Source organism: Streptomyces sp. NBC_00659, assembly GCF_036226925.1.
Classification (GTDB): Bacteria; Actinomycetota; Actinomycetes; order Streptomycetales; family Streptomycetaceae; genus Streptomyces.
In genome coordinates this window covers 372,383-392,296 of the sequence record NZ_CP109031.1, presented here as the reverse complement: position 1 = coordinate 392,296, position 19,914 = coordinate 372,383, and the positions used below count along the sequence as shown (strand labels likewise).

The window sequence follows — 19,914 nt, the reverse complement described above, 5'->3', positions numbered from 1 at the left end:
GAGTAAGTCGATTGGCGTCGGTTCACCCTGGCGGGCGGAGGGCGATGGATGCCGCCCTCGGCGCGCCGGGCACCGGCAATGGACCGGTGGAGTGGTGATGACGCAGCCGACACCCGTACGCTGCCCCGCGATCGAGCACCCCGACATCCCGATCAGCGAACCCGCCGCGCTGGAGCCCTTGCTGACCCGACTGCGGTCCGCCCTGCCGGTCGAGGCCGACGAGGCGTTCCCGCTCGGCACCGTGCGCGCGGACGGACGTGTCGACCTGTGCAAGCAGGGACTCGGAGCGGGCGGCGCCGCCCGGCTGATGCCCGTGGCCGCGGCCTCCCCGCACGCCGCGCACATCCTGCTCGGCACCAACGCCATCGGCGACGAGGGAGCCCGCACGGTCGCCGACGCACTCGCCGACGGCCATGGCCTGCACACGCTCTACCTCGGCTGCAACCGCATCGGCCCCGACGGCGTCACCGCGCTCACCGACGCGCTGACCACGGACGCCACCGTCCACGCCCTGTGGCTCAAGCGCAACCCGGTGGGCGACCACGGCGCCCGTGCCCTCGCCGCGATGCTCCGCAGCAACACCACGCTGCGCACCCTCGACCTGGTCAACACCGGTCTGACCACCGACGGTCTGCGAGCCCTGTGCGAGACCCTCACCAACCGGCCCAGCCCGGTGGAACGACTCTTCCTCGGCGGCAACGGGCTGACCGCCGACGCCGCCCCGCTCCTGGCGGCGCTGATCCGTGAAGCTGGCGTGCGCGAGCTGTACCTCCCCGCGAACCACCTCGGGGACGAGGGCGCCGCGATCCTCGCCGCGGCCGCCGATCCCGCGCGGCCCGTACGCCTCGGTCTGGGCGGCAACGGCATCGGCCCCACCGGTGCCCGGGCCCTCGCCGACTCCCTCGGCGGCATCGAGGCGCTCGACCTGGGCCGGCCGCTGTCGGAACGCAGCCTCGGCGCCCCGGCCAACACCACCGGCGACGAAGGCGCCCACGCGCTGGCCACCGCCCTGCCCGGCAGCCCGCTGCGCCGGCTCGAGTTGTGCCACACCGGTCTGACCGGACGGGGCGCGAAGACCCTGCTGGCGGCCGTCCCCGACGACACGCCCCTGGAGTACGTCGGCCTGGGACCCGGCCTGCCCCGCAAGGTGAAGCGGTCCTTCACCCGGCGCCTGCGCCCCGTCGGCAGGGCGCACCCCGACCTGCGCGCGATAGGGAGCGTCTACCGTTGAGCTCTCGTGGCGAACTCCGCTGCTTCCCCGCGGACGAGGCGTCGAGCCGACGCCGGATCCGCCGGTACGCCGTGCCCCGCTGGATGATCGAACGCGCGACCGCGTCCCGGCTGGCAGGTGACTGGCGCGGAGCCTGCGCGGCGGCCAACGTCGACATCACCTTCGAGCTGTCCGAGGTGGCCGACCACTGCGGCGACGACGTCGCCACGGCCCTGGAGGACGACCTCCGTCACTTCGCCCCCGACCTGCTGCGCTGGCATCTGCCGCGCCTGCTCGGCGGGCGGACCACGCTCGCCACGGACCGGACGGTCGTCCTGGCGCGCTACCGCCCGAAAGCGGCCGACGAGAACCGCCTGACCACGCCGTACCTGCACATCACCACGCCCGCGATGGTCGAGGGTCCGCAGCGGATCGCCCTGCGGTTCGGCACGGTCGAGAACGAGCGGGCCGCGGGAGTCTTCGAGCCGGACACCGAGGACTGGCGGTCGGCGCGGCATCTGTGGGACACACGGCACACCGGCGAACTGCTCGAACGCTGCGGCGGCGGCACGGACCGGCCGCCGTTCTTCCGCGCCGACGCCACCCCGCGCGGCACGGACGAACTGCCCACGGCCGATCCCGGCGCGGGGGACCCGGCGGCGCTGGCCGAGTGGGCCACACTGCTGCACCAGAAAGGCGAGACACAGGCCGCCCTCGCCGCCGCCGGCATCGAGGCGGACCTGACCCGGCCGCAGAACTCGCGCCGGCTGGTGGCCCTCGAGGAGCTCCTGGGCGGGATCGCGCTCGAGCACACCCGTCTGGAGTCGGAGATCCGCCGGCAGATCGCCGAGGGGGTCGGCGACCGCTTCGTCATCGCCGCGCACTGGCGGACCCACATCCTGCTGGAGCCCGCGGAGTCCGGCGGACTGCTGATGCGAACCGTCGACCGGGACGAGGTCAAGGGCCATCCCCTGCTTGCCGAGGCCCTGTGGCGCAGGCTCCCCGACCTCGACCTCATGCGCGCCCGTGGCATCGCGGCGGAGCACCTTCATCCGCTCGTCCGCGAGGCACTGTTCCCCGCCCTCCCCGTCCCGGCATCCCCGGTCGGCCCGCCGGGCCCGACGCTCCCCGAACCGGTGCGGATCAGGTGCCGCGGGGAATGGCACGAGGTGGCCTTCAGCCCCGGCGGCCTGCTGACCATGCCGCACAGCGACGAGGAACAACAGCGCGAGCGCGCCCTGCGCGCCTTCGGCGGTGCCGTCGCCGGATGCTTCGCGATGGAGCAGACGTGGACCTCCGGCGAGGGCCGCCTGCCGAAGGCGCTGCGGGCTCAGCGCAACGAACTGTTCCTGCGCGTCCAGCACGGCGACACCCCCGGCGTGCTGGAACTTCTCGACTCCGGTGTCGACCCGCGCGTACGGGACCCCAAAGGCCGCACCCTGCTGCACCTGCTGAACCTCCTCGACCACGAGCCGCTCCTGCCGCGCCTGCTGGCGGAGGGACTCGACCTTGAGGCCCGCGACCAGCGGGAACGCACACCGCTGTACGTGGCGGTCAACGACCTCGGTTCGAAGGCGCTGGTGGAGGCGCTCGTCGCCGCCGGGGCACGGCTCGACGCGGTCGACGAGTCCGATCTGTCGCTGGCCCAGATCGTCCGCCGCTACAAGCGGCACGACCTGGCCTTCCTCCGGAAGCGCGTCCAGGCGGAGCACCCCGGCATAGGCGCCGAGTGGTGGGACGAATGGATGGAGGAGCAGGCGGAGCACTACGACGACGAGCCCGACGAGCCCGACCACGATTTCGAGCCTTATGACGAGCCCGGCGAGGAGCCCGCGGACGAGTCCGTCGACGAGCCCGGTGACGAGGAGAGGCTGCCCCTTTGAGCACCGACGTGACCGCCCCCACCGCGCCGTCCGGCCCGCTGGCGGCCGCGGACGACCTCAACCGCAGACTGCGTACGCACCGCACCGAAGCCGCCGCCAACCCTCAACTCGAGGCGCTCGCGCTCGCCGTGACGGCCAATCAGCCCGTGCTGCTGTGGGGAGAACCCGGAATCGGCAAGTCGGCGGCGCTGGAACAGCTCGCCGCCGGGCTCGGCCTGCCGCTGGAGACGGTCATCGCCAGCGTGCACGAACCCTCCGACTTCGCCGGACTGCCCATCGTCGGTGACGACCCGGCCACGACCGGCGTCCCGATGGCCCCGCCGGACTGGGCGGTCCGCCTCGCGCGAGCCGGACAGGGCCTGCTCTTCTTCGACGAACTCTCCTCCGCGCCGCCCGCCGTGCAGGCGGCCCTGCTGCGCGTGGTGCTCGAACGACGGGTGGGCAGCCTGGTCCTGCCGGAGGCGGTACGCATCGTCGCCGCCGCCAACCCGCCCTCCAGCGCGGCCGACGGCTGGCATCTCAGCCCACCCCTCGCCAACCGGTTCGTCCACCTCGAATGGACTCACGACCCCCGGACCGTCGCCCGCGGCATGGCCGGCACCTGGCCGGAGGTGACCGTGCCCGTCGTCGGCGCCGCCAAGGTGCCCGGCGCGGTCGCCCGGGCCCGCGGCGCGATCTCCGGCTTTCTGACGGCCCGGCCCGGCCTGGTCCACCACATCCCCGGCGACGCCGAGAGCCGCGGCCGGTCCTGGCCGTCCCCTCGGACCTGGGAGATGGCGCTCAAGCTGCTCGCCACCGCGTACGCGGCCGGCGCCGGCCGAGAGGCGCTGGCCGCCGCGCTGACCGGTGCCGTCGGGGACGGCGCGGGCCTCGAGCTGCTGTCCTACCTCGAACACCTCGACCTGCCCGACCCCGACCGCGTCCTCGCCGACCCGGACGCCTTCGCCCTGCCCGAACGCGGTGACCGTCAACTGGCGTTCCTCATCGCGGTGGTCGCCGCCATCCAGAGCGACCTCACCCGGCCCCGGTGGGAGGCCGGCTGGACCGTGCTGGCGAAGGCCGTGGACGCGGGTGTACCGGACGTGGCCGCCCGGGCCGCCACCGACCTCGCGATGATGCGGCAGCTCGACTGGCCCGTACCGCCCGGCATCGACGGGTTCCTGGACCTGCTGCAGATGTCGGGGGCGCTGCCCGGCGGCAGCCGGTGAGGGGCGAGGGCACCACGGAGGACTCCCGCGGGGCCCTGGACATGACCAAACTGCTCGCGGCCCGCTACCGGGCGGCGAGCGACCGGCCGTATCTGGCGGCCGCGTTGTACTCCCTGACCGTGGTGCCGAGCACGCAGGTGCCCACGATGGGGGTGGACCGGCACTGGCGCTGCTATGTGTCCCCTGCCTTCGTCGAGGCGACAGCGGTGCCCGAGCTCGCCGGCGTGTGGGTGCACGAGGTGGCGCACCTGCTGCGCGACCACCACGGCCGTGCGGAGCGGCTCCCCGCCGCCGCCCAGCGCGACTGGCACCGCGTCAACGTCGCCCAGGACTGCGAGATCAACGACGATCTGCTCGCCGACGGTCTCCGGCTGCCCGAGGGGCGCATGGAACCCCGCCTGTTCGGCCTTCCCGAGGGCCGGCTGTTCGAGGTGTACGTCGACCGGCTGCCACCGCAGGTGCGGACGCCGGACTGCGGATCGGGCGCCCACGGCCGGCCCGGGCCCTGGGAGCTGCGGGGGGATGCCGGGTCGGCACGGATCGGGGAGATCGAGGCGCAGGCACTGCGGCGCCAGACCGCCGACGCGATGCGTGCCCATCAGCGCACTCGCGGCACCCTGCCCGGGGGCTGGCAACGCTGGGCCGAGCAGATCCTGGAACCCACGGTGGACTGGCGGCAGGCGCTGTCCGGCGCGGTCCGGGAAGCCGCGGCCTGGGCGGGCGGAGCCGTCGACTACACCTATCGCCGCCCTTCGCGCCGCACCCCGGCACTGCGCGGCGTCGTCCTCCCGAGTCTGCGCCGCCCGCTGCCGAGGGTGGCCGTGGTCATCGACACCTCCGGTTCGATGGGCGACGCCGAACTGGCCGCCGCCCTCTCGGAGGTGACGGGTGTCCTGCGTGAGGTGGGTGTACGGGGCAACCGCGTGACCGTCCTGGCCTGCGACGCCGATGTGCACGCCGTGTCCCGGGTGGCGGCCACCGAGCAGATCACCCTGGGCGGCGGTGGCGGCACGGACATGCGCGTCGGCATCGAGGCGGCGCTCGCGACACCGGACCGCCCGAACATCGTCGTGGTCCTCACCGACGGCTTCACCCCCTGGCCCGACGGGAATCCGTCCTGCCGGGTCATAGCGGCCCTGATCGGCTCCACGGCACCGCAGCCCCCGAGTTGGGTGGAGACGGTACGGATTCCCACCTGACCCCGCGAGCCCGGTGCACGCCCTGACCGGCCGCGGCCGCTGACCGGTCGATCCCAGGTCAAGGGGAGGGAGACGGGAGGGAGACCTCGGGGCCAGGTCGCAGCTGTCGGTGGTCTCCACCGCGCCGGGGACCGTGGTCGGTCGGCTCGGCGGAGTCCACAGTCGTGACCATCGTGCGCGCTCCTCTTCCTCCGGTCCGCCTGCTGACTCAGGGAAGCTGTGTGGTGTCACCTGACGTGGATCGGTACACCCATTGTCAGAGGCTGCTGGCAGCATCACCGCTGTGAACGCCATCTTCACCACCCCACCGCGGCCGTTCGACGTCACCGCGCTCTTTCCTCAACTGGCCCCGCTGGCGCGCACGGCGACCCGGCTGCACCCGCGCCCCGGGTCCCCGACCATGCGCGACAGCTCCGTCGGCGGCCCGCTCCTGTGGCCCGCCGACGAGCCGTGGCCGTACTGCGACGAGCCGCACGACAGTCGCGCGGCGCCGGTGGTCCACTCACCGGACGACATCCGGCTCCTCCGCCACGACCGCGCCGCAGCGGCCGAGCGGCTGTGCCTCGACCCCGAGGCACCCCAGTGGACTCCCGAGGAACTGGCGGCCTGGGAGCGGATCAACGTGGGCCGCCCGTGGTTCGACGGCCCGATCCCCCTCCTCCCCGTCGCCCAGCTCTATGCCCGTGACGTCCCCTTCCCGCGCCCGCCCGACGCGGACCTCCTCCAGGTCCTGTGGTGCCCCTTCGACCACGCGGAACACGCCCACCCGAAGACCGCACTCTTCTGGCGCTCCTCCGCCACCGTCACCGACGTCCTCGACACACCGCCCGAGCCGCCCATCGTCCAGCAGGACTGCTACCTCCCGGAGCCGTGCCTGTTCTCACCGGAGCAGGTCACCGAGTTCCCCTACCCCGGGGAGCTGGCCAAGGAGCTCCGGGACCAGCTGGACGACATGAGCCGCTGGGAGACGATCGACCCTGCGCTGTACAGCAGTTACGCGGACGACCCGGGCGAGCTCTACCAGAACAACCTGTCCACCGCCCCCGGCTGGAAGACCGGCGGCTGGAGCAGCTGGCCCCGCACCGACCCCAAGCCCCGCCCCTGCCCCGAGTGCGGCACCGAGCAGGTCCCGCTCCTCACCATCGCGTCCTGGGAATGGGACGGCGGCAGCGGGACCTGGATCGCCGAGGAGGAACGGACGAACCCGGCCCCGCCTCCCCTGGGCGCCCAGGACGGCAACTTCACCTTGATCGACATCATCGGCGGCTACGACCTCCAACTCCACGTCTGCCCGGTGTCCCCGGACCATCCGCACATCGAACTGATGCCGTGAACCCAAGGCCATGGACCACTTGGGCAGCCCGACCTGCGACGTTCGCCTGGGCGGCATCTATGCCCCGGTACGCCTGGCGAAGGCGTACCCAGCAGATCAACCCCATATCACCTATTTGCTGGCGCTTTCGTCCGTGACCGTGTTGCAAACGGCCTTGCCGGCCGGCCAGAGCACGCTGTGATCTGGCCGGGCGCCTGATGGCATGATCGACGCGTGATCAGTGAACCCGGTCGTCCCGGAGCGGCGAGGTATGTCCTGTTCGATGTCGACGGCACGTTGATCGATGCCGTGGAGAACCAGCGCCTGGTCTGGCGAACATGGGCAGAGCGTTACGGGCTGGACCCGGACGAGGTTCACCGAGTGGCGCTGCGGACGAGGCCCATGGAGACCTTCGCGCAGGTCGCGTCGGACAAGGACCCCCGAGAGTGCCTGGCCGTACTCCACGAGCTGGAGGACGAAGACGTTCGCTCCGGCACCTACACGGCCTTCGACGGCGCTTTGGAACTGCTGAGTGCTTTGAGGCCCGGGGCCTGGGCGTTGGTGACCTCGAACTACGAGCACCGGGTACGGGGACGCTTCGCGCGGACGGGTCTGCCGGTGCCTGAGGTCTTGGTGGACGCGGCCGCCGTGGCGGAAGGGAAGCCGTCGCCGGTGCCGTATCTGCAGGCCGCCGCGCGACTTGGCGCCAGACCGGAGGAATGCCTGGTCATCGAGGACGCCCCCTCCGGGGTGCAGTCCGGTCTGCGTGCCGGGATGACGGTGTGGGGTGTCAACGCCGCCGACGCGGAGAACGGCGTGCACCGTCACTTCGACAGCCTGCGCGATGCGGTCGGTGACATCCTCGCCTTCGCGTCGGACCTCCCACCTCACCGGCTCGAGGGAGCGGGGGACACCTCGCCGCGCTCCAGCTCGTAGCGGCCGACAGCGGCGGAGACAATGGGGAGCTGAGGGGTTCGACGGCTTGGGGGAACGGGTTGCTGACGGGGATCGTGATCGACGCGCTGGATGCCGCGCGAATGGACCGCTTCTGGCTGGACGCTACGAAGGGCCGGACGGGCGGCCTGCGGCTGCGCTTCGAACCGACCGCGAACCCGAAGGCGTCGCCCAAGAACCGACTCCACCTCGACCTGGCCGGGGGACCCGACTGGGAAGCCGAGGTTGAACGCCTGGTCGCAATCGGTGCGACGCGGGTCGACATCGGCCAGGGGGACGTGCCGTGGGACGTGCTGGCCGATCCGGAGGGCAACGAGTTCTGCGTGCTGCGTCCTGGCCACCCCGGCGTGCTCGCCGACTCCGGCCTCGTCGCGATCTGCCTCGACGTCGCCGAGGAAGACCGCTTCGCGCAGTCGGCCTTCTGGCAGTCCCGGGCCGACTGGCACGCGGTCGAGCACCACGACTGGGGCGTCCGGCTGCGCCGGTGGCCCTCCAGCACGGTCTCGCTGGTGATGGGACCGCCCGCGGCGCCGAAGGCGGGGCGGAACAGGCTGCGGCTGGAGGTCACCCAACGCGACGGGGAACCGGGCGAGTTCCTCGACGCCGGCGGCAACGAGTTCCACGTCACGAACTGACCGGGCCCGTGCTGCCTGCCACCGCGTGACACCTGTGCAGGGGCACCTTTCCGACCCGCACGGGTGAACGTCGCCGACCGCCACGCCGGTCTGACGCCGGTCGTTCCGGGTCCTGGCAGCCGGGGACGGTGGACCTCCGCCTCGCGGTCGCCGTGGAGCAGGGGCCCGTCGGCGTTGCAGGAACGGCCGGATCAGGTCCTGGCGGCCGTTGTACGTGTCGAAGCCCCAGGACAAGGGTGCGTCGATGTCGTGCACCACCAGGCCGCCTGAGCGCTCGTCGGCGTTCGCGTCGTCCGGAGTGACCCAGTAGTTGACGTTGGCGGCCGCGAAGTCCGCGTGCGTGGTGACATCGGCGGGTACCTCGGGACCGCACTTGAAGCCGCGGGTGCGGTGCGGTGCGGGCCCGGCCCCGGTCGCTCGGCGGCGGTTCGGTCTGCCAACGAGCCCGTAGACCTCCGTCGTTGTCAGGCGGAGGACCGCCCTGCCGATCCGGCGCCGAGGCGCCTAAGATCGCAGGCATGGCCCTGAGTATGAGTGACGTGGACCGATTCGAGGCCGCCAGGCCCCGGCTGGAGGCCATCGCCTACCGGCTGCTCGGCTCGTCGGGCGAGGCGGAGGACGCCGTACAGGAGACGTTCCTGCGCTGGCAGGCCACCGACATCGGCCGGATCGAGGTTCCCGAGGCCTGGCTGACCAAGGTCCTCACCAACCTCTGCCTCAACCAGCTGACTTCGGCCCGCGCGCGGCGCGAGACGTACGTGGGACGGTGGCTCCCCGAGCCGCTGCTCGCCGGGGACACGATGCTCGGCCCCGCAGACACCGCCGAGCAGCGCGAGTCCGTGTCGTACGCCGTCCTCGTCCTGCTGGAGCGCCTGTCGCCCAAGGAACGCGCGGTGTACGTCCTGCGGGAGGCCTTCGACTACCCGCACCGGGAGATCGCCGAGATCCTGGACATCACCGAGGCGGCAGGCCAGCAGATCTACCACCGGGCCAAGAAGCACGTCGCCGAGGGCAAGGCGCGCACCGAGGTCGACGAGGACGCCGCACGGCGGATCGTCGAGGAGTTCATGGTGGCGGCGACCAGCGGCCGCACGGACCCCCTCATCCGCCTGCTCACCCAGGACGCCGTCTCGGTCGGCGACGGCGGCGGCAAGATCCCGGCCCGCGCGAAGGCGTTCGAGGGCGCGAAAGCGGTCGCCACGTTCCTGCGCGGTCTCTTCAAGCCCAGCGACGCCAAGCGGAAGTACATCGGCGGCGCGCCCGACATGTACGCCACGACCGCCAACGGCGGACCCGCGATCGTCGCCGTCGTGGACGGCAGGGTCGTCGGGATCACCTGCCTGGAGGTCACCGCGGACGGCATCGCGGCCGTCCGGAGCCAGGTCAACCCCGACAAACTCGTTCGCGCGACCCGGCGGTGGGCCGCCACGGAGCACGGGGAGGGACCGCTCTACACGCTCTGACATGGTGTGGCGCAGGTCACATTCCGATCCTGTCAGGAAACGCCGGGCTGCCCGGTTCAAGGGGCGACACCACGCCGGACAACGGCGGACCCGCCCAGACAGGAGCACGGACATGCAGCACCGCATCGTCGTCCTCGGAGCCGGCTACACCGGAGCCACCGCCGCCGGCCGCCTCGCCAAGAGGCTGCACCGCGAGGACGTCACCATCACCCTCGTCAACCCGGAGCCCGACTTCGTCGAGCGTGTCCGGATGCACCAGGTCGCCACGGGCCAGGACCTCAAGCCGCGGCTGTTCGGCGAGATGTTCGCCGGCACGGGTGTGGAGCTGAAGCTGGCGAAGGTCACCGCTGTGGACGCCGACCGCAGGACGGTCTCCGTCACCGGTGCCGACGGCCCGGCCGAGCTCGCCTACGACACCCTGGTCTACGCCCTCGGCAGCGGCTGGAACGACGGAGACGTCCCCGGCACCGCGGTACACGCCGACGAGCTGGCCAGCCGCCCGGGCGCCCGCCGCCTCCGCGACCGCCTCGCCGCGCTGGACGCCGGTATGCCCGTGGCCGTCGTGGGCGGCGGCCTGACGGGCCTGGAGGCCGCGACCGAGATCGCCGAGGCCCGCCCTGACCTCAACGTCTCCCTGGCCGCGCACGGCGCCCTCGGCGACTGGCTCTCGGAGAAGGGCCGCACTCACCTGCGGAAGGTGACCGACCGGCTCGGCATCGAGGTTCACGAACACGCCGCGGTCACCGCGGTGACGGCGGACGGGGTGACGACCGCCGACGGACGGACCGTTCCCGCCGCGGTCACCGTCTGGACCACCGGCTTCGCCGTCCACCCGATCGCCCGGGCCACCACCCTGGAGGTCACCGACCGCGGCCAGATCGTGGTCGACAGCACGATGCGCTCGGTCTCCCACCCCGATGTGTACGCCGTCGGTGACGCCGCGCTGGCCGTCGGCCCCCACGACAAGCCGCTCCGCATGTCCTGCGCCTCGGGCGTCCCCATGGCCTGGCAGGCCGCCGACGCCATCGCGGCCCGCCTCACCGGCACCAAGGTCCCCCAGGTCTCCATCCGCTACTTCCAGCAGTGCGTCTCCCTCGGCCGCAGGGAGGGCCTGATCCAGTTCGTCACCGCCGACGACCGAGCGGTCGACCGCGCCCTGACGGGCCGCGTGGCCGCCCTCTACAAGGAGCTGATCTGCAAGGGCGCGGCCTGGGGCGTCGCCAACCCGACGGTGGGCATGCCGTCCCGGCGCCGACGAGTCGTACGGCAGGAGACCCAGGACCTGGCCCCCGCGGAGGCGACCGCCTGACCCGCCCCGGCCGAACCGGCCGAAGCCCCGGGCCGGACACCCGGGGCTCGGACGGCGGGGGCTCGGCTCCCGCCGCCGGCCGCCTCGCACCTGCTCCACGGGCCGCCCCTTCTCGCCCGTCAGCACGACCTCGTACGGCAGGTGGTGCGGTTGCCGGAGGTCGGGCAGCGGTCGACCGGGCTGCCCGGTCGCGGTGGCAGCGGCAGCGGTGCCGGGCCGGATCACTCGACGGTCATGCCGGAAGGCGGCGAGCACGCACGTACAGCCGCTTTCCCGGGCTGTCTCACGCCTTGGGGAGTTCCCCGCGCTCGGTGATCAGCCGCATCCACCCCTCAAGGGTGGTCACGAACTCACCGAGGTCGGATGTGGTGTGGGAGGCGTGCTCATGATCCCAGTCAGGATCGAGGACGACGATGCGGAAGCCGCAGCCCGGGTACCACCCGGCGTCGATGTTGATCTCCCTGGCCTGCAGGCCACCCCTCGACGCCGCCTTTTGCGCCGTCAGCCACGGCGGTCGGGCGGTACGTGCCCAATACAGGTCCTCGGAGTCGCTGACCTCGACCCTTCCATCCGGCAGACGCCGGGCCAACAGGGTGTTGTAGATGACGTTCCAGCCCATGGGCACGCGCAGCGGGAGCAGACCCCAGTCGTCGGAAACAGCCGTGGCCAGAGGGGATTGAGGCGGAAGCCGGAAGATCGGGTCCATGCGCCGAGAGCATAGTCAGTGCCTGCCGCCTCAGCCGGGCCGAGGCTCGCGCGAGACCTGCCGCCTGCTGTCAAGGTAAGTATTTCTAGGCCCAGTTGAGAGATCCGTGTCGGGGTCAGGGCTCGTCGTACCAGGCGATCGCCGTGATCCGCCAGCCCTGTGACGTGCGGACGAACTGGAGGGTCTTCGCACCCACTCCCTCGTACCGCCGGCCGTCCAAGATCCCGGACTTGCTGTACTCGCTGAACCGCGAAGCGATATCGCCCGCGATCTCTGTCCGTTCGGAGGTCTCCCACTCGGAGAACTCGACCAGGCGGCCGTCGGTCAGCAGCTGCCGGCGGGGCTCGATGAACTCGTCCACGGTGTAGACGGTGAACTCCGGGCCGGTCTTGACGATCACACCGTCCGGGAGAACCAGTCGGCTGATCCGGTCCACGTCGGCAGCCTTGCCGTCCCGGTTGTCGAAGGCACCGAAGAACTCTGCGGTCACTGCGTCTATATCGGTCTTGGACATGGCGCGACGGTAACGCGAAAGCGGGCCGGACACCGCCTGCCTCTGTGCCGACTGGGAAACCGTCGCACCACGGGGTCGGGCCCGGCAGGATCGAACGATGGCCGGGCTTGGAGTGGTCCCGAGCCGTGGCCACCCCTTCCCCGCAGGCGTTTGCCTGCATGCGCTGAGCGCCGCCATGTCACCCCTGTCGAACCGCCGAGCCGAGAGGAACGGGAGAGTCGCGGACGGCGACCGGGAGGAGGAACATCGGAGTCACGGAGACAGAATGGTGGTTATGGGGACGCCTTCGATGCATTTCAGTGAGAGTCCGGAGGATCCGTTCGCCCTGGGGCATGCCGCTTCGGCCGTGTTCGACGATCACGGAACAGTGGTCGGCTGGAGCGCACGTGCGCAGGAGCTGCTGGGTTACCGCGCCAAGGAAGTGATCGGACGGGCGTGGCGGGACCTCCTGGTCGACACCCGTGACCTGCCGGTCGCGCGGTCCGTCGTCGTGGACGCCATGAGGGCAGGGGGCTGGTTCGGAGTCCTGCCCGTCCGGCACCACGACGGACGGCGCCTGGAGATGGGTTTCCGGGCCCGTGCGATCACCCGCGACGGAGATCGTCAGGAGTGGTTCCTGGTCGGTGCGCCTGCCGCGGAAGTCGTTGCCTGGCAGCGGGACCGCGCGCTGCTGGACGGCCTGTACAACCGGTCCCCGATCGGTCTGGCCATCCACGGCCCGGACAGGAAGGTGATTCGGGTCAACCGTGCGATCGAGAAGGCAAGCGGCATCACAGCCGAGGCGCCGGTGGGCCGTCGGTCCGGTGAGTTCCTGGTCGACGAGGACGCGGGTCCGGCCGAGGAACGGGTACGCCACGTCCTGGAGACCGGCGAGCCGTTGATCTTCACAGAGCAGTCGGCGCGCACACGCCATGCTCCCGGGCGGGAGCGGATGGTGTCCGTCTCCGCGTTCCGGATGGAAGACTCCTCGGGCCGGGTTCTCGGCGTGGCGGAGACGATCGAGGACGTGACCCAGCGCTACCGAGCCCGCCGCAGGCTCACTCTGCTGAACGAGGCGAGCGCCCGGATCGGCACCTCGCTGGACGTGACGCAGACGGCCCGGGAACTGGCCGAGGTGGCCGTCTCCGGCTTGGCCGACTACTGCTCGGTGGACCTCCTGAAGCCGGTGGCACTTGGTGACGAACTGCCCTTGGACACGGCAGGTGCGCTCCTGCGAGTGGCCCTTTCGCCCCCAGAACCACGGGTCCCGTTCCAGGAGGGCGACGTGGTCCCGCTCCTTCCGGAGTCTCCGCAGGCGCGGTGCCTGGCCGAGCGCCGCCCGATTCTCGAACGGCTGCTGTCCCTCCGCCCCGAGTGGTACGCCATGGACCGGCGGCGGATCGAGGTCGCCCTGGGTCTCGGCGTTCATTCGCTGATCGCGGTGCCCCTGATGGCACGCGGCCAGATACTGGGCGTAGTCAGCCTGTGGCGAGTGCGCGATGCGGAGCCTTTCGAGGACGACGATGCCGCAGTGGCCCATGAGTTTTCCTCGCGTGCGGCGGTCTGTATCGACAACGCGCGCCGCTTCACCCAGCAGCAGAGCGCCGCTCTGACTCTGCAGCGCAGTCTGCTGCCGGGCACGGTGTCCGACCTCCCGGCCGTCGAGGTGGCCTGCCGGTACCTGCCGGCGAGCGGTGAACCGGGCATCGGTGGTGACTGGTTCGACGTGATCCCTTTGTCAGGGGCCCGAGTCGCCCTCGTCGTGGGAGACGTGGTCGGCCACGGAATCCACGCCGCGGCCTCGATGGGGCGCCTGCGCGCCGCCGTGCGCACCCTGGCCAGCCTCGACCTGGAACCGGACGAGGTGGTGGCCCGGCTGGACGATCTGGTCAGTCTGCTGGCCGCCGAGCTGGAGACGAACGCCGAGGGCAACCAGTCTGCGATCGAGCAGGTGGTCGGGGCGACGTGCGTCTACGCGGTCTACGATCCCGTCTCCCGGCACTGCTCCCTGGCACGCGCCGGCCATCCGGCACCCTTGCTGTCCACGCCGGACGGCCAGGTGACCATGCTCGACCTGCCCGCGGGTCCACCGCTCGGCCTGGGTGGACTGCCGTTCGAGATGTACGACCTCGACCTCCCTGAGGGCAGCCTGCTCGCGCTCTACACCGACGGCCTCCTGGAGGCGCGCGGCGGCGACATCGATGTCGCGCTGGAGAACCTGGAGGAATGTCTGGCCCACAGTGCCGATGTTCTGGAGCGCACGTGCGACGGGGTGGTCGAAGCGCTGCTGCCCGCGGACCGCCGCCCCACCGACGACATCGCGCTGCTCATGGCCCGTACCCGGGTACTGCCGCCGGAGAACTTCGCCACCTGGCACCTGCCTCTGGAAGCGACCGCTGCTGCCCGCGCCAGGGAGCTGACCACGGCGAAACTGGCCGAATGGGGGCTGTCGGACATGGCCTTCACCACCGAGCTGGTCGCCAGTGAGCTCGTCACCAACGCCTACCGGTACGCGGACAGCCCCGTCACTCTGCGCCTCATCCGTACACACTGTCTGACCTGTGAGGTGTCCGACGCCAGCCACACGTCCCCTCACCTTCGAAGGGCCCTCAGCACGGACGAGGGCGGACGCGGGCTCTTCCTGGTCGCGCAGCTCACGGAACGGTGGGGCACCCGCTACACCCACGACGGCAAGACAGTCTGGACGGAGCAGCCCATACCGCCCTCCTGACCTGAAGATCGCGGCGAAGTGGAGACCGCCACTGTCCACCTCGCGTCCTGCGGACATGAAAAAGGTGCGCGACACGTACTACCGTTTCGACGAGCGGATGCGGACCGCGAGCGGAAGGAGCCCCCGTGCTGAGGCAGGTGTCGGAGGGTGTGCTGATCCACGAGAGCGAGTTCGTGCAGAGCAACGCCGTCGTCGTGCAAGGCCACGACGGCGTGCTGCTCATCGACGCCGGCGTGCTGGGACACGAAATGGTCTGCCTGGCCAACGACTTGTCCCATTCTGGGCAGAGTGTTGTGGCGGGGTTTTCCACGCATCCTCATTGGGATCACCTGCTCTGGCACGCCATGCTGGGCTCGGCGCCTCGTTACGGCACGGCACGCTGCGCGGCCACTGTCCGGGAGCGCCTGCCGGACGAAGGTGCCAAGGCCCGCGTGACCGCGTTGATGCCGCCGGACATTGTCGAGCAGGTACCGCTGGACCTGCTCGGCCTCATTACCGGTCTGCCCGCCGGGACGGCGCGGATTCCTTGGGACGGCCCACTGGTCCGGATCATCGAACATGACGCGCATGCCCCAGGCCATGCGGCGCTGTTGATCGAGGAACACGGTGTTCTCGTCGCAGGCGACATGCTCTCCGACGTACTGATTCCGATGCTCGACCTGAACGACACCGCTGACCCGATCGAGAACCACCTCGCCGCACTGAGGCTGCTCGAGGACGTGGCGGACGACGTCGATGTCGTCATCCCCGGGCACGGGTCCGTCGGCCGCGGTGACGAGGTACGCGTACGGATCGACCGGGACCGCGCGTACGTGCACGCCTTGCGTGACGCCCATGCCCCCGGCGACCCGCGGGTCGGCCCGTCGGCCACGTACGGCAGGGACTGGCTGCCCGGCGTGCACGAACGGCAACTCCAGCACCTCGCCCGAAGCAGCGAGCCCGACCGATGAGAGGGCCTTGTGCGGCACGAGCTCCGGGAGCGTGCCGCGCCGGCGGTCAGTGGCCGCTCGGTGCCATCTCGTACCGGCGCGTGCGGTCGGACCCGGTGCGCAGGATCCCGGCGGCCACAGCGGTCGTCACACACAGCAGGGTCAGCAGGACGAATGCGTGGTTCAGGGCGACGAGGTGGGTCAGCCAGCCGATGACGGCGGGACCCGCGAGCATGCCGACGTAGCCGAGCCCGGCGACGCGGGAGACGTTGGCACCGGCGGCCGCGGGATCGGTGTGCCCGGCCGCGCTGAACAGTTGCGGGACGGTGCCGGACAGGCCCAGGCCGAACAGCGCCCAGCCGGTGAAAGCGGCCCACATCCACGGGCCGAGAGCCACGAGCGTGATGCCGACGGCGGCCATGGCCGCGCCGTGGCGCAGGATCGCCACGGAACCGAACCGGGCGACGAGGCGGTCGGCGACGAGCCGGCCGACGGTCATGGCCGCCGCGAAGGTGCCGTACGCGAAGGCGGCCGTGCCGGCGGACGCACCGAGGACGTCCTTCAGGTGCAGCGCGCTCCAGTCGTTGGCGGCGCCTTCGCACAGCATGACCATCAGTGCCAGGACTGCGAGGAGCCAGACGCGCCCCCCGGCTGCGCGCCGCGTGGCGGTCGGTGCCACCTCGGGGTCTTCCACGAAGCCGGTGCCGGTAACGGCGGGAGAGTGCGGCAGCAGGGCGCGCGCCGACGCCAGAGCGATCACGACGCCCACGGCTCCCATGACGGCCATGCTCGCGACCGGTTCTAGGCCGGCGGTAGCGGCACCCGCGCCGACGAGCGAGGCGATGACGCCGCCGACAGAGAAGGTGGCGTGGAAACCCGACATGACGGGCCGGCCGTACGCCTTCTCCACGTGCACGGCGTGCGCGTTCATGCTCACGTCCAGGCAGCCGTTGCAGAACCCGAAGACGAGCAGGGCTCCGGCCAGCGTCCACGGATCGTGGGCAAGACCGGGGAGCACCAGGGCCGCGCCGCACAGCACGCCGCCGGTGGGTCCCACGATGCGCGCGCCGAAGCGATCGGTCAGCGGCCCAGCCACCTGCATCCCCGTGAAGGCCCCGAGCCCGAGCAGCACCAGCAGTCCGCCCAGCGTCGCGTGGCTGATGCCCACGCGCTCCTCGACGGCGGGAATCTGCACCACCCAGGCGCCCATCAGGGTGCCGCACAGGACGAAGTAGACATAGGTCGCCGCACGAGCGGCTCGAAGCGAACGTTCCATGCCGCGTACCGTAACGAACATGCGACGTGTTTGAAAAGTGCAGTAATGAACATCTTGCATGTTTGTTTTCTGATGGTGTTCAATCCCGTCATGAGCAACGCAGACCGGCACGGGCTGATCGCGAAGGCTGTGAGGGACTCCGGCGGTGCCACGGTCCAGGAACTCGCGGAGCTGACCAACGCCTCCGAGATGACCATCCGGCGTGACCTCGACACCCTGGCCGCGCAGGGCGTTCTCGAACGCGTCCGAGGCGGGGCGCGCAGCCTGCTGCTCAGGGGTGAGGAGCCCCCGTTCGCGTTGCGCGCGCACGAGGCGATCGACGTCAAGCGCCGGATCGCCGCTGAAGTCTCCGCCCTCGTCGCCGACGGTGAGAGCGTCCTACTGGACAGCGGCACCACCTGTCTGGAGGTCGCCCGCCTCCTGCGCGAACGGCCCGTCACTGTGATGCCCCTGTCCCTGCAGGCCATCCACCTGCTCGGCGAGACACCCGGCCCGGCCACACTGGTGGTGCCCGGCGGACAGCCGCGCGCCGCCGAGGGAGCCCTCACCGGCCCCCTCACCCTCGCCTCACTCGCGGCCCTGCGCTTCGACACCGCCGTCATCGGCTGCTGCGGACTGAGCGCGGCAGACGGCCTGACCGCCTACGATCTCGACGACGCCGCGGTGAAAAAGGCCGGCATCGCCTCCGCCCGCCGCACCATCGTCGCCACGGACGGCGGCAAGCTCGGCCGTACCGCCTTCGCCCACGTGGGTCCCTCCACACTCCTGCAGACCCTCGTCACGGACACCACGGCACCCCCCGACGAGGTGACGGCGCTCGAAGGCGCGGGCACCATCGTCAAAATCGCCTGATCCAGTGCCTTGGCTGACGCGGCACTAGCGTCGCCCGACCGGTCGGATGTGGCTCTCGGCGAGGTTGCGCAGTTCGGCGCGCGTGAGTGCGGGGTCGGCAGCGGTCTCGACGGCACGGCCTCTCGGGAGGTAGCGGACGCCGTCGATCTCGCAGATCCGCGGGCCCACGCCGGTGTCGTGCACCAGGGCGTCGCCGACCGGAGCAGGGCCCCCGACGGTACGGCGCTCGCTTCCGCGGGATCGTGAGATCCGCTGGAGGAGCACCGGTGCCGCCACGTCTCCGCCGTCCGGGCGGAACAGGACCAGCACCAGCTCTCCGGGGTTCGGGCGCAGCCGGATGCAGCGCATGGGCTGCCATGCGTCGTCCCCGGCCGCGGAACGGGCCGCACGCAGTACCGGGCCGCAGAGGGCGGACCGGTCGACGATGAACCAGCCGAGCCGGGCGAGGGAGACGATGGCGACCGTACCGAACACGAGGAAGCGTCGGTGCCCCAGGTGGAAGGGGTCGTCGAGGACGGCGGCGCAGGAGAGCAGCAGGAAGTACCAGGCGCCGGTGCCGAGGACGGTGGTCAGCACCCAGACGCGCGGCGAGACGGACGTACGGCCGAAGCCGCGGCGCGGCGAGGTCACCCGGGGCCCCGGAGCGTGGCGATCACCGTGACGGGCCGCGGCGGCGAGGCTCGCGTAGTTCAGGTCGTCCTCGAGAGTGGGCCACCTGTCCTCGCTCTCCTCGTCCTCCTTGTCGCTCGCGGCCGCCTGTGAGGTGATCGCGGGGCCGGCTTGGCGCGCCCTCCGGACGCGTCGGGTGCAGGCCAACGGGCTGATGACCAGTGCGCCGCCAAGGCCGAGCAGACCGGGGCCGCCCCCGAGGACGGCGACCACGATCAAGGAGGTCCGCGTATCTATGGCCTCACCCAGGAAGGGCCAGGGCAGCGCGATGATCGGGACGTGATCGCCCGGACGGACGTCTGCCGTGTCGCAGTCCACAGTCGTATGCTGCGAACCGCCGTCCCAGCTGACGATGCAGCCGTCCTCGGCCCGGTTCGGACGGACGACCTCGGCGGAGGTGTGTTTTCCGAGCAGGGCGAAGTCCGCTGCGGCCAAGCCCACGAACAGCGACGCCACGAGCGCCAGCACTGCCCATAGCGGCGCGGTCGGCAACAGCGGCCGGCGGGCGGGTGCGAGGGTCGGGTGGGCCTGTTCGCTCAGCCAGGCACCGATCGTCCGCGCGTCGTGTGTGCCCAGGCCCAGCCGCAACACCTGGCCGTCGGGTGTCCGGTAGCGCAGGCCGACCTTCTCGAAGGCGGCCTGGCCCGTGGTGGTGACCGTCGCGTCCAGGGCCTCGCCGCCGCGCGGCAGGGCAGTGGCACCGCCGGAGCGGTCGAGGAAGACGGGTCCGTCGAGGCGCGGGTCGGCCAGCAGTCGGCCCTTGCGGCCGTCGAGTCGGCAGCGGAAGTGAACGGCCCGGCCCGCTGCCAGGCCATGCCGCCGCCTTGCCGCCGCCCATCGAGCCAGCCCGGCCATGGCCAAGGGGACCACCACGAGGGCCACAAAGCTGCCGATCATCGATTCCGTCGTCTCTTCGCTGTGTCCGATTGATGTGAGGGAACGAAGAATACGAGCGCTGCCAGAGACTCCGGCCCCGGGGGTGACCCCGTGCTGCCTCATCCGAGTTCATCGGATGACGCGAACACTGCCCTTCCCGCGGAGACCGCCGCACCATGACGACCGCGAGGGCGGCCAACAGGATTTGG

General features: G+C 71.5%; 16 protein-coding genes. 12 read left to right on the top strand and 4 right to left on the bottom strand.

Translation table 11 applies throughout. The features are described 5' to 3' along the window. Nucleotides 1–97 precede the first annotated feature (97 nt). The 9 genes from OG410_RS01610 (at nucleotide 98) to OG410_RS01570 (ending at nucleotide 11,173) form a co-directional block, all read left to right on the top strand. Nucleotides 98–1,231: a gala protein gene (locus OG410_RS01610; protein WP_329297401.1), complete on the top strand. Its 1,134-nt coding sequence runs from the start codon at nucleotides 98–100 to the stop codon at nucleotides 1,229–1,231. Next, a complete protein-coding gene (locus OG410_RS01605) occupies nucleotides 1,228–3,093 on the top strand; it encodes an ankyrin repeat domain-containing protein (protein ID WP_329297400.1) in 1,866 nt (621 codons plus the stop codon). The genes OG410_RS01610 and OG410_RS01605 overlap by 4 nt, the downstream gene beginning before the upstream one ends. Next, nucleotides 3,090–4,301, top strand: a complete 1,212-nt coding sequence (locus OG410_RS01600) for an AAA family ATPase (protein WP_329297399.1) — start codon at nucleotides 3,090–3,092, stop codon at nucleotides 4,299–4,301. Before OG410_RS01605 ends, OG410_RS01600 begins: the two co-directional genes overlap by 4 nt. 41 nt (nucleotides 4,302–4,342) lie before the next feature. After that, complete coding sequence (locus tag OG410_RS01595) at nucleotides 4,343–5,500, top strand: vWA domain-containing protein (RefSeq protein WP_329297398.1); 1,158 nt, start codon at nucleotides 4,343–4,345, stop codon at nucleotides 5,498–5,500. A gap of 283 nt (nucleotides 5,501–5,783) precedes the next feature. Next, a complete protein-coding gene (locus OG410_RS01590; protein ID WP_329297397.1) occupies nucleotides 5,784–6,833 on the top strand; it encodes a hypothetical protein in 1,050 nt (349 codons plus the stop codon). 213 nt (nucleotides 6,834–7,046) lie between these two features. Further along, entirely contained in the window at nucleotides 7,047–7,748 is a 702-nt protein-coding gene (locus OG410_RS01585) for an HAD family hydrolase (RefSeq protein ID WP_329297396.1), read from the top strand. 59 nt (nucleotides 7,749–7,807) lie between these two features. Beyond that, entirely contained in the window at nucleotides 7,808–8,401 is a 594-nt protein-coding gene (locus tag OG410_RS01580; protein WP_329297395.1) for a VOC family protein, read from the top strand. 518 nt (nucleotides 8,402–8,919) lie between these two features. Continuing rightward, the gene (gene sigJ / locus OG410_RS01575) at nucleotides 8,920–9,864 is read left to right on the top strand and encodes an RNA polymerase sigma factor SigJ (RefSeq protein ID WP_329297394.1); all 945 of its coding nucleotides are present in this window, start codon (nucleotides 8,920–8,922) and stop codon (nucleotides 9,862–9,864) included. 112 nt (nucleotides 9,865–9,976) lie between these two features. Further along, nucleotides 9,977–11,173, top strand: coding sequence for an NAD(P)/FAD-dependent oxidoreductase (locus OG410_RS01570; RefSeq protein WP_329297393.1), 1,197 nt, complete (start codon nucleotides 9,977–9,979; stop codon nucleotides 11,171–11,173). Nucleotides 11,174–11,456: 283 nt separating this feature from the next. Here OG410_RS01570 and OG410_RS01565 read toward each other — a convergent pair whose 3' ends face one another. Together OG410_RS01565 and OG410_RS01560 are read right to left on the bottom strand one after the other, a co-directional pair. Beyond that, nucleotides 11,457–11,879 (bottom strand): hypothetical protein, encoded by a 423-nt coding sequence (locus OG410_RS01565; RefSeq protein ID WP_329297392.1) that lies wholly within the window; start codon nucleotides 11,877–11,879, stop codon nucleotides 11,457–11,459. Nucleotides 11,880–11,994: 115 nt separating this feature from the next. Next, nucleotides 11,995–12,393, bottom strand: coding sequence for a nuclear transport factor 2 family protein (locus tag OG410_RS01560; protein WP_329297391.1), 399 nt, complete (start codon nucleotides 12,391–12,393; stop codon nucleotides 11,995–11,997). Between the two features lie 289 nt (nucleotides 12,394–12,682). On the opposite strand from OG410_RS01560, the gene OG410_RS01555 reads away from it, so the two are divergent. Both OG410_RS01555 and OG410_RS01550 read left to right on the top strand, forming a co-directional pair. Further along, on the top strand, nucleotides 12,683–15,103 hold the full coding sequence (locus OG410_RS01555; RefSeq protein WP_329297390.1) for a SpoIIE family protein phosphatase: 2,421 nt from the start codon (nucleotides 12,683–12,685) through the stop codon (nucleotides 15,101–15,103). Between the two features lie 125 nt (nucleotides 15,104–15,228). After that, complete coding sequence (locus OG410_RS01550) at nucleotides 15,229–16,053, top strand: MBL fold metallo-hydrolase (protein WP_329297389.1); 825 nt, start codon at nucleotides 15,229–15,231, stop codon at nucleotides 16,051–16,053. Between the two features lie 46 nt (nucleotides 16,054–16,099). Here the strand turns inward: OG410_RS01550 and OG410_RS01545 are convergent, their stop codons facing one another. Then, nucleotides 16,100–17,308 (bottom strand): MFS transporter, encoded by a 1,209-nt coding sequence (locus tag OG410_RS01545; RefSeq protein ID WP_329297388.1) that lies wholly within the window; start codon nucleotides 17,306–17,308, stop codon nucleotides 16,100–16,102. Between the two features lie 90 nt (nucleotides 17,309–17,398). Between OG410_RS01545 and OG410_RS01540 the strand changes: the two genes are divergently transcribed. After that, on the top strand, nucleotides 17,399–18,160 hold the full coding sequence (locus OG410_RS01540) for a DeoR/GlpR family DNA-binding transcription regulator (protein ID WP_329297387.1): 762 nt from the start codon (nucleotides 17,399–17,401) through the stop codon (nucleotides 18,158–18,160). A 24-nt stretch (nucleotides 18,161–18,184) separates the two neighbouring features. Here OG410_RS01540 and OG410_RS01535 read toward each other — a convergent pair whose 3' ends face one another. Beyond that, complete coding sequence (locus tag OG410_RS01535) at nucleotides 18,185–19,726, bottom strand: hypothetical protein (RefSeq protein ID WP_329297386.1); 1,542 nt, start codon at nucleotides 19,724–19,726, stop codon at nucleotides 18,185–18,187. Nucleotides 19,727–19,914 lie beyond the last annotated feature (188 nt).

What these genes read in the sequence shown, in the direction of transcription:
- OG410_RS01610 (WP_329297401.1), top strand. Translation starts at nt 98, where the DNA reads ATGACGCAGCCGACACCCGTACGCTGCCCCGCGATCGAGCACCCCGAC.
- OG410_RS01595 (WP_329297398.1), top strand. Translation starts at nt 4,343, where the DNA reads ATGACCAAACTGCTCGCGGCCCGCTACCGGGCGGCGAGCGACCGGCCG.
- sigJ (WP_329297394.1), top strand. Translation starts at nt 8,920, where the DNA reads ATGGCCCTGAGTATGAGTGACGTGGACCGATTCGAGGCCGCCAGGCCC.
- OG410_RS01570 (WP_329297393.1), top strand. Translation starts at nt 9,977, where the DNA reads ATGCAGCACCGCATCGTCGTCCTCGGAGCCGGCTACACCGGAGCCACC.
- OG410_RS01565 (WP_329297392.1), bottom strand. Translation starts at nt 11,879, where the DNA reads ATGGACCCGATCTTCCGGCTTCCGCCTCAATCCCCTCTGGCCACGGCT.
- OG410_RS01560 (WP_329297391.1), bottom strand. Translation starts at nt 12,393, where the DNA reads ATGTCCAAGACCGATATAGACGCAGTGACCGCAGAGTTCTTCGGTGCC.
- OG410_RS01555 (WP_329297390.1), top strand. Translation starts at nt 12,683, where the DNA reads ATGCATTTCAGTGAGAGTCCGGAGGATCCGTTCGCCCTGGGGCATGCC.
- OG410_RS01545 (WP_329297388.1), bottom strand. Translation starts at nt 17,308, where the DNA reads ATGGAACGTTCGCTTCGAGCCGCTCGTGCGGCGACCTATGTCTACTTC.
- OG410_RS01540 (WP_329297387.1), top strand. Translation starts at nt 17,399, where the DNA reads ATGAGCAACGCAGACCGGCACGGGCTGATCGCGAAGGCTGTGAGGGAC.
- OG410_RS01535 (WP_329297386.1), bottom strand. Translation starts at nt 19,726, where the DNA reads ATGATCGGCAGCTTTGTGGCCCTCGTGGTGGTCCCCTTGGCCATGGCC.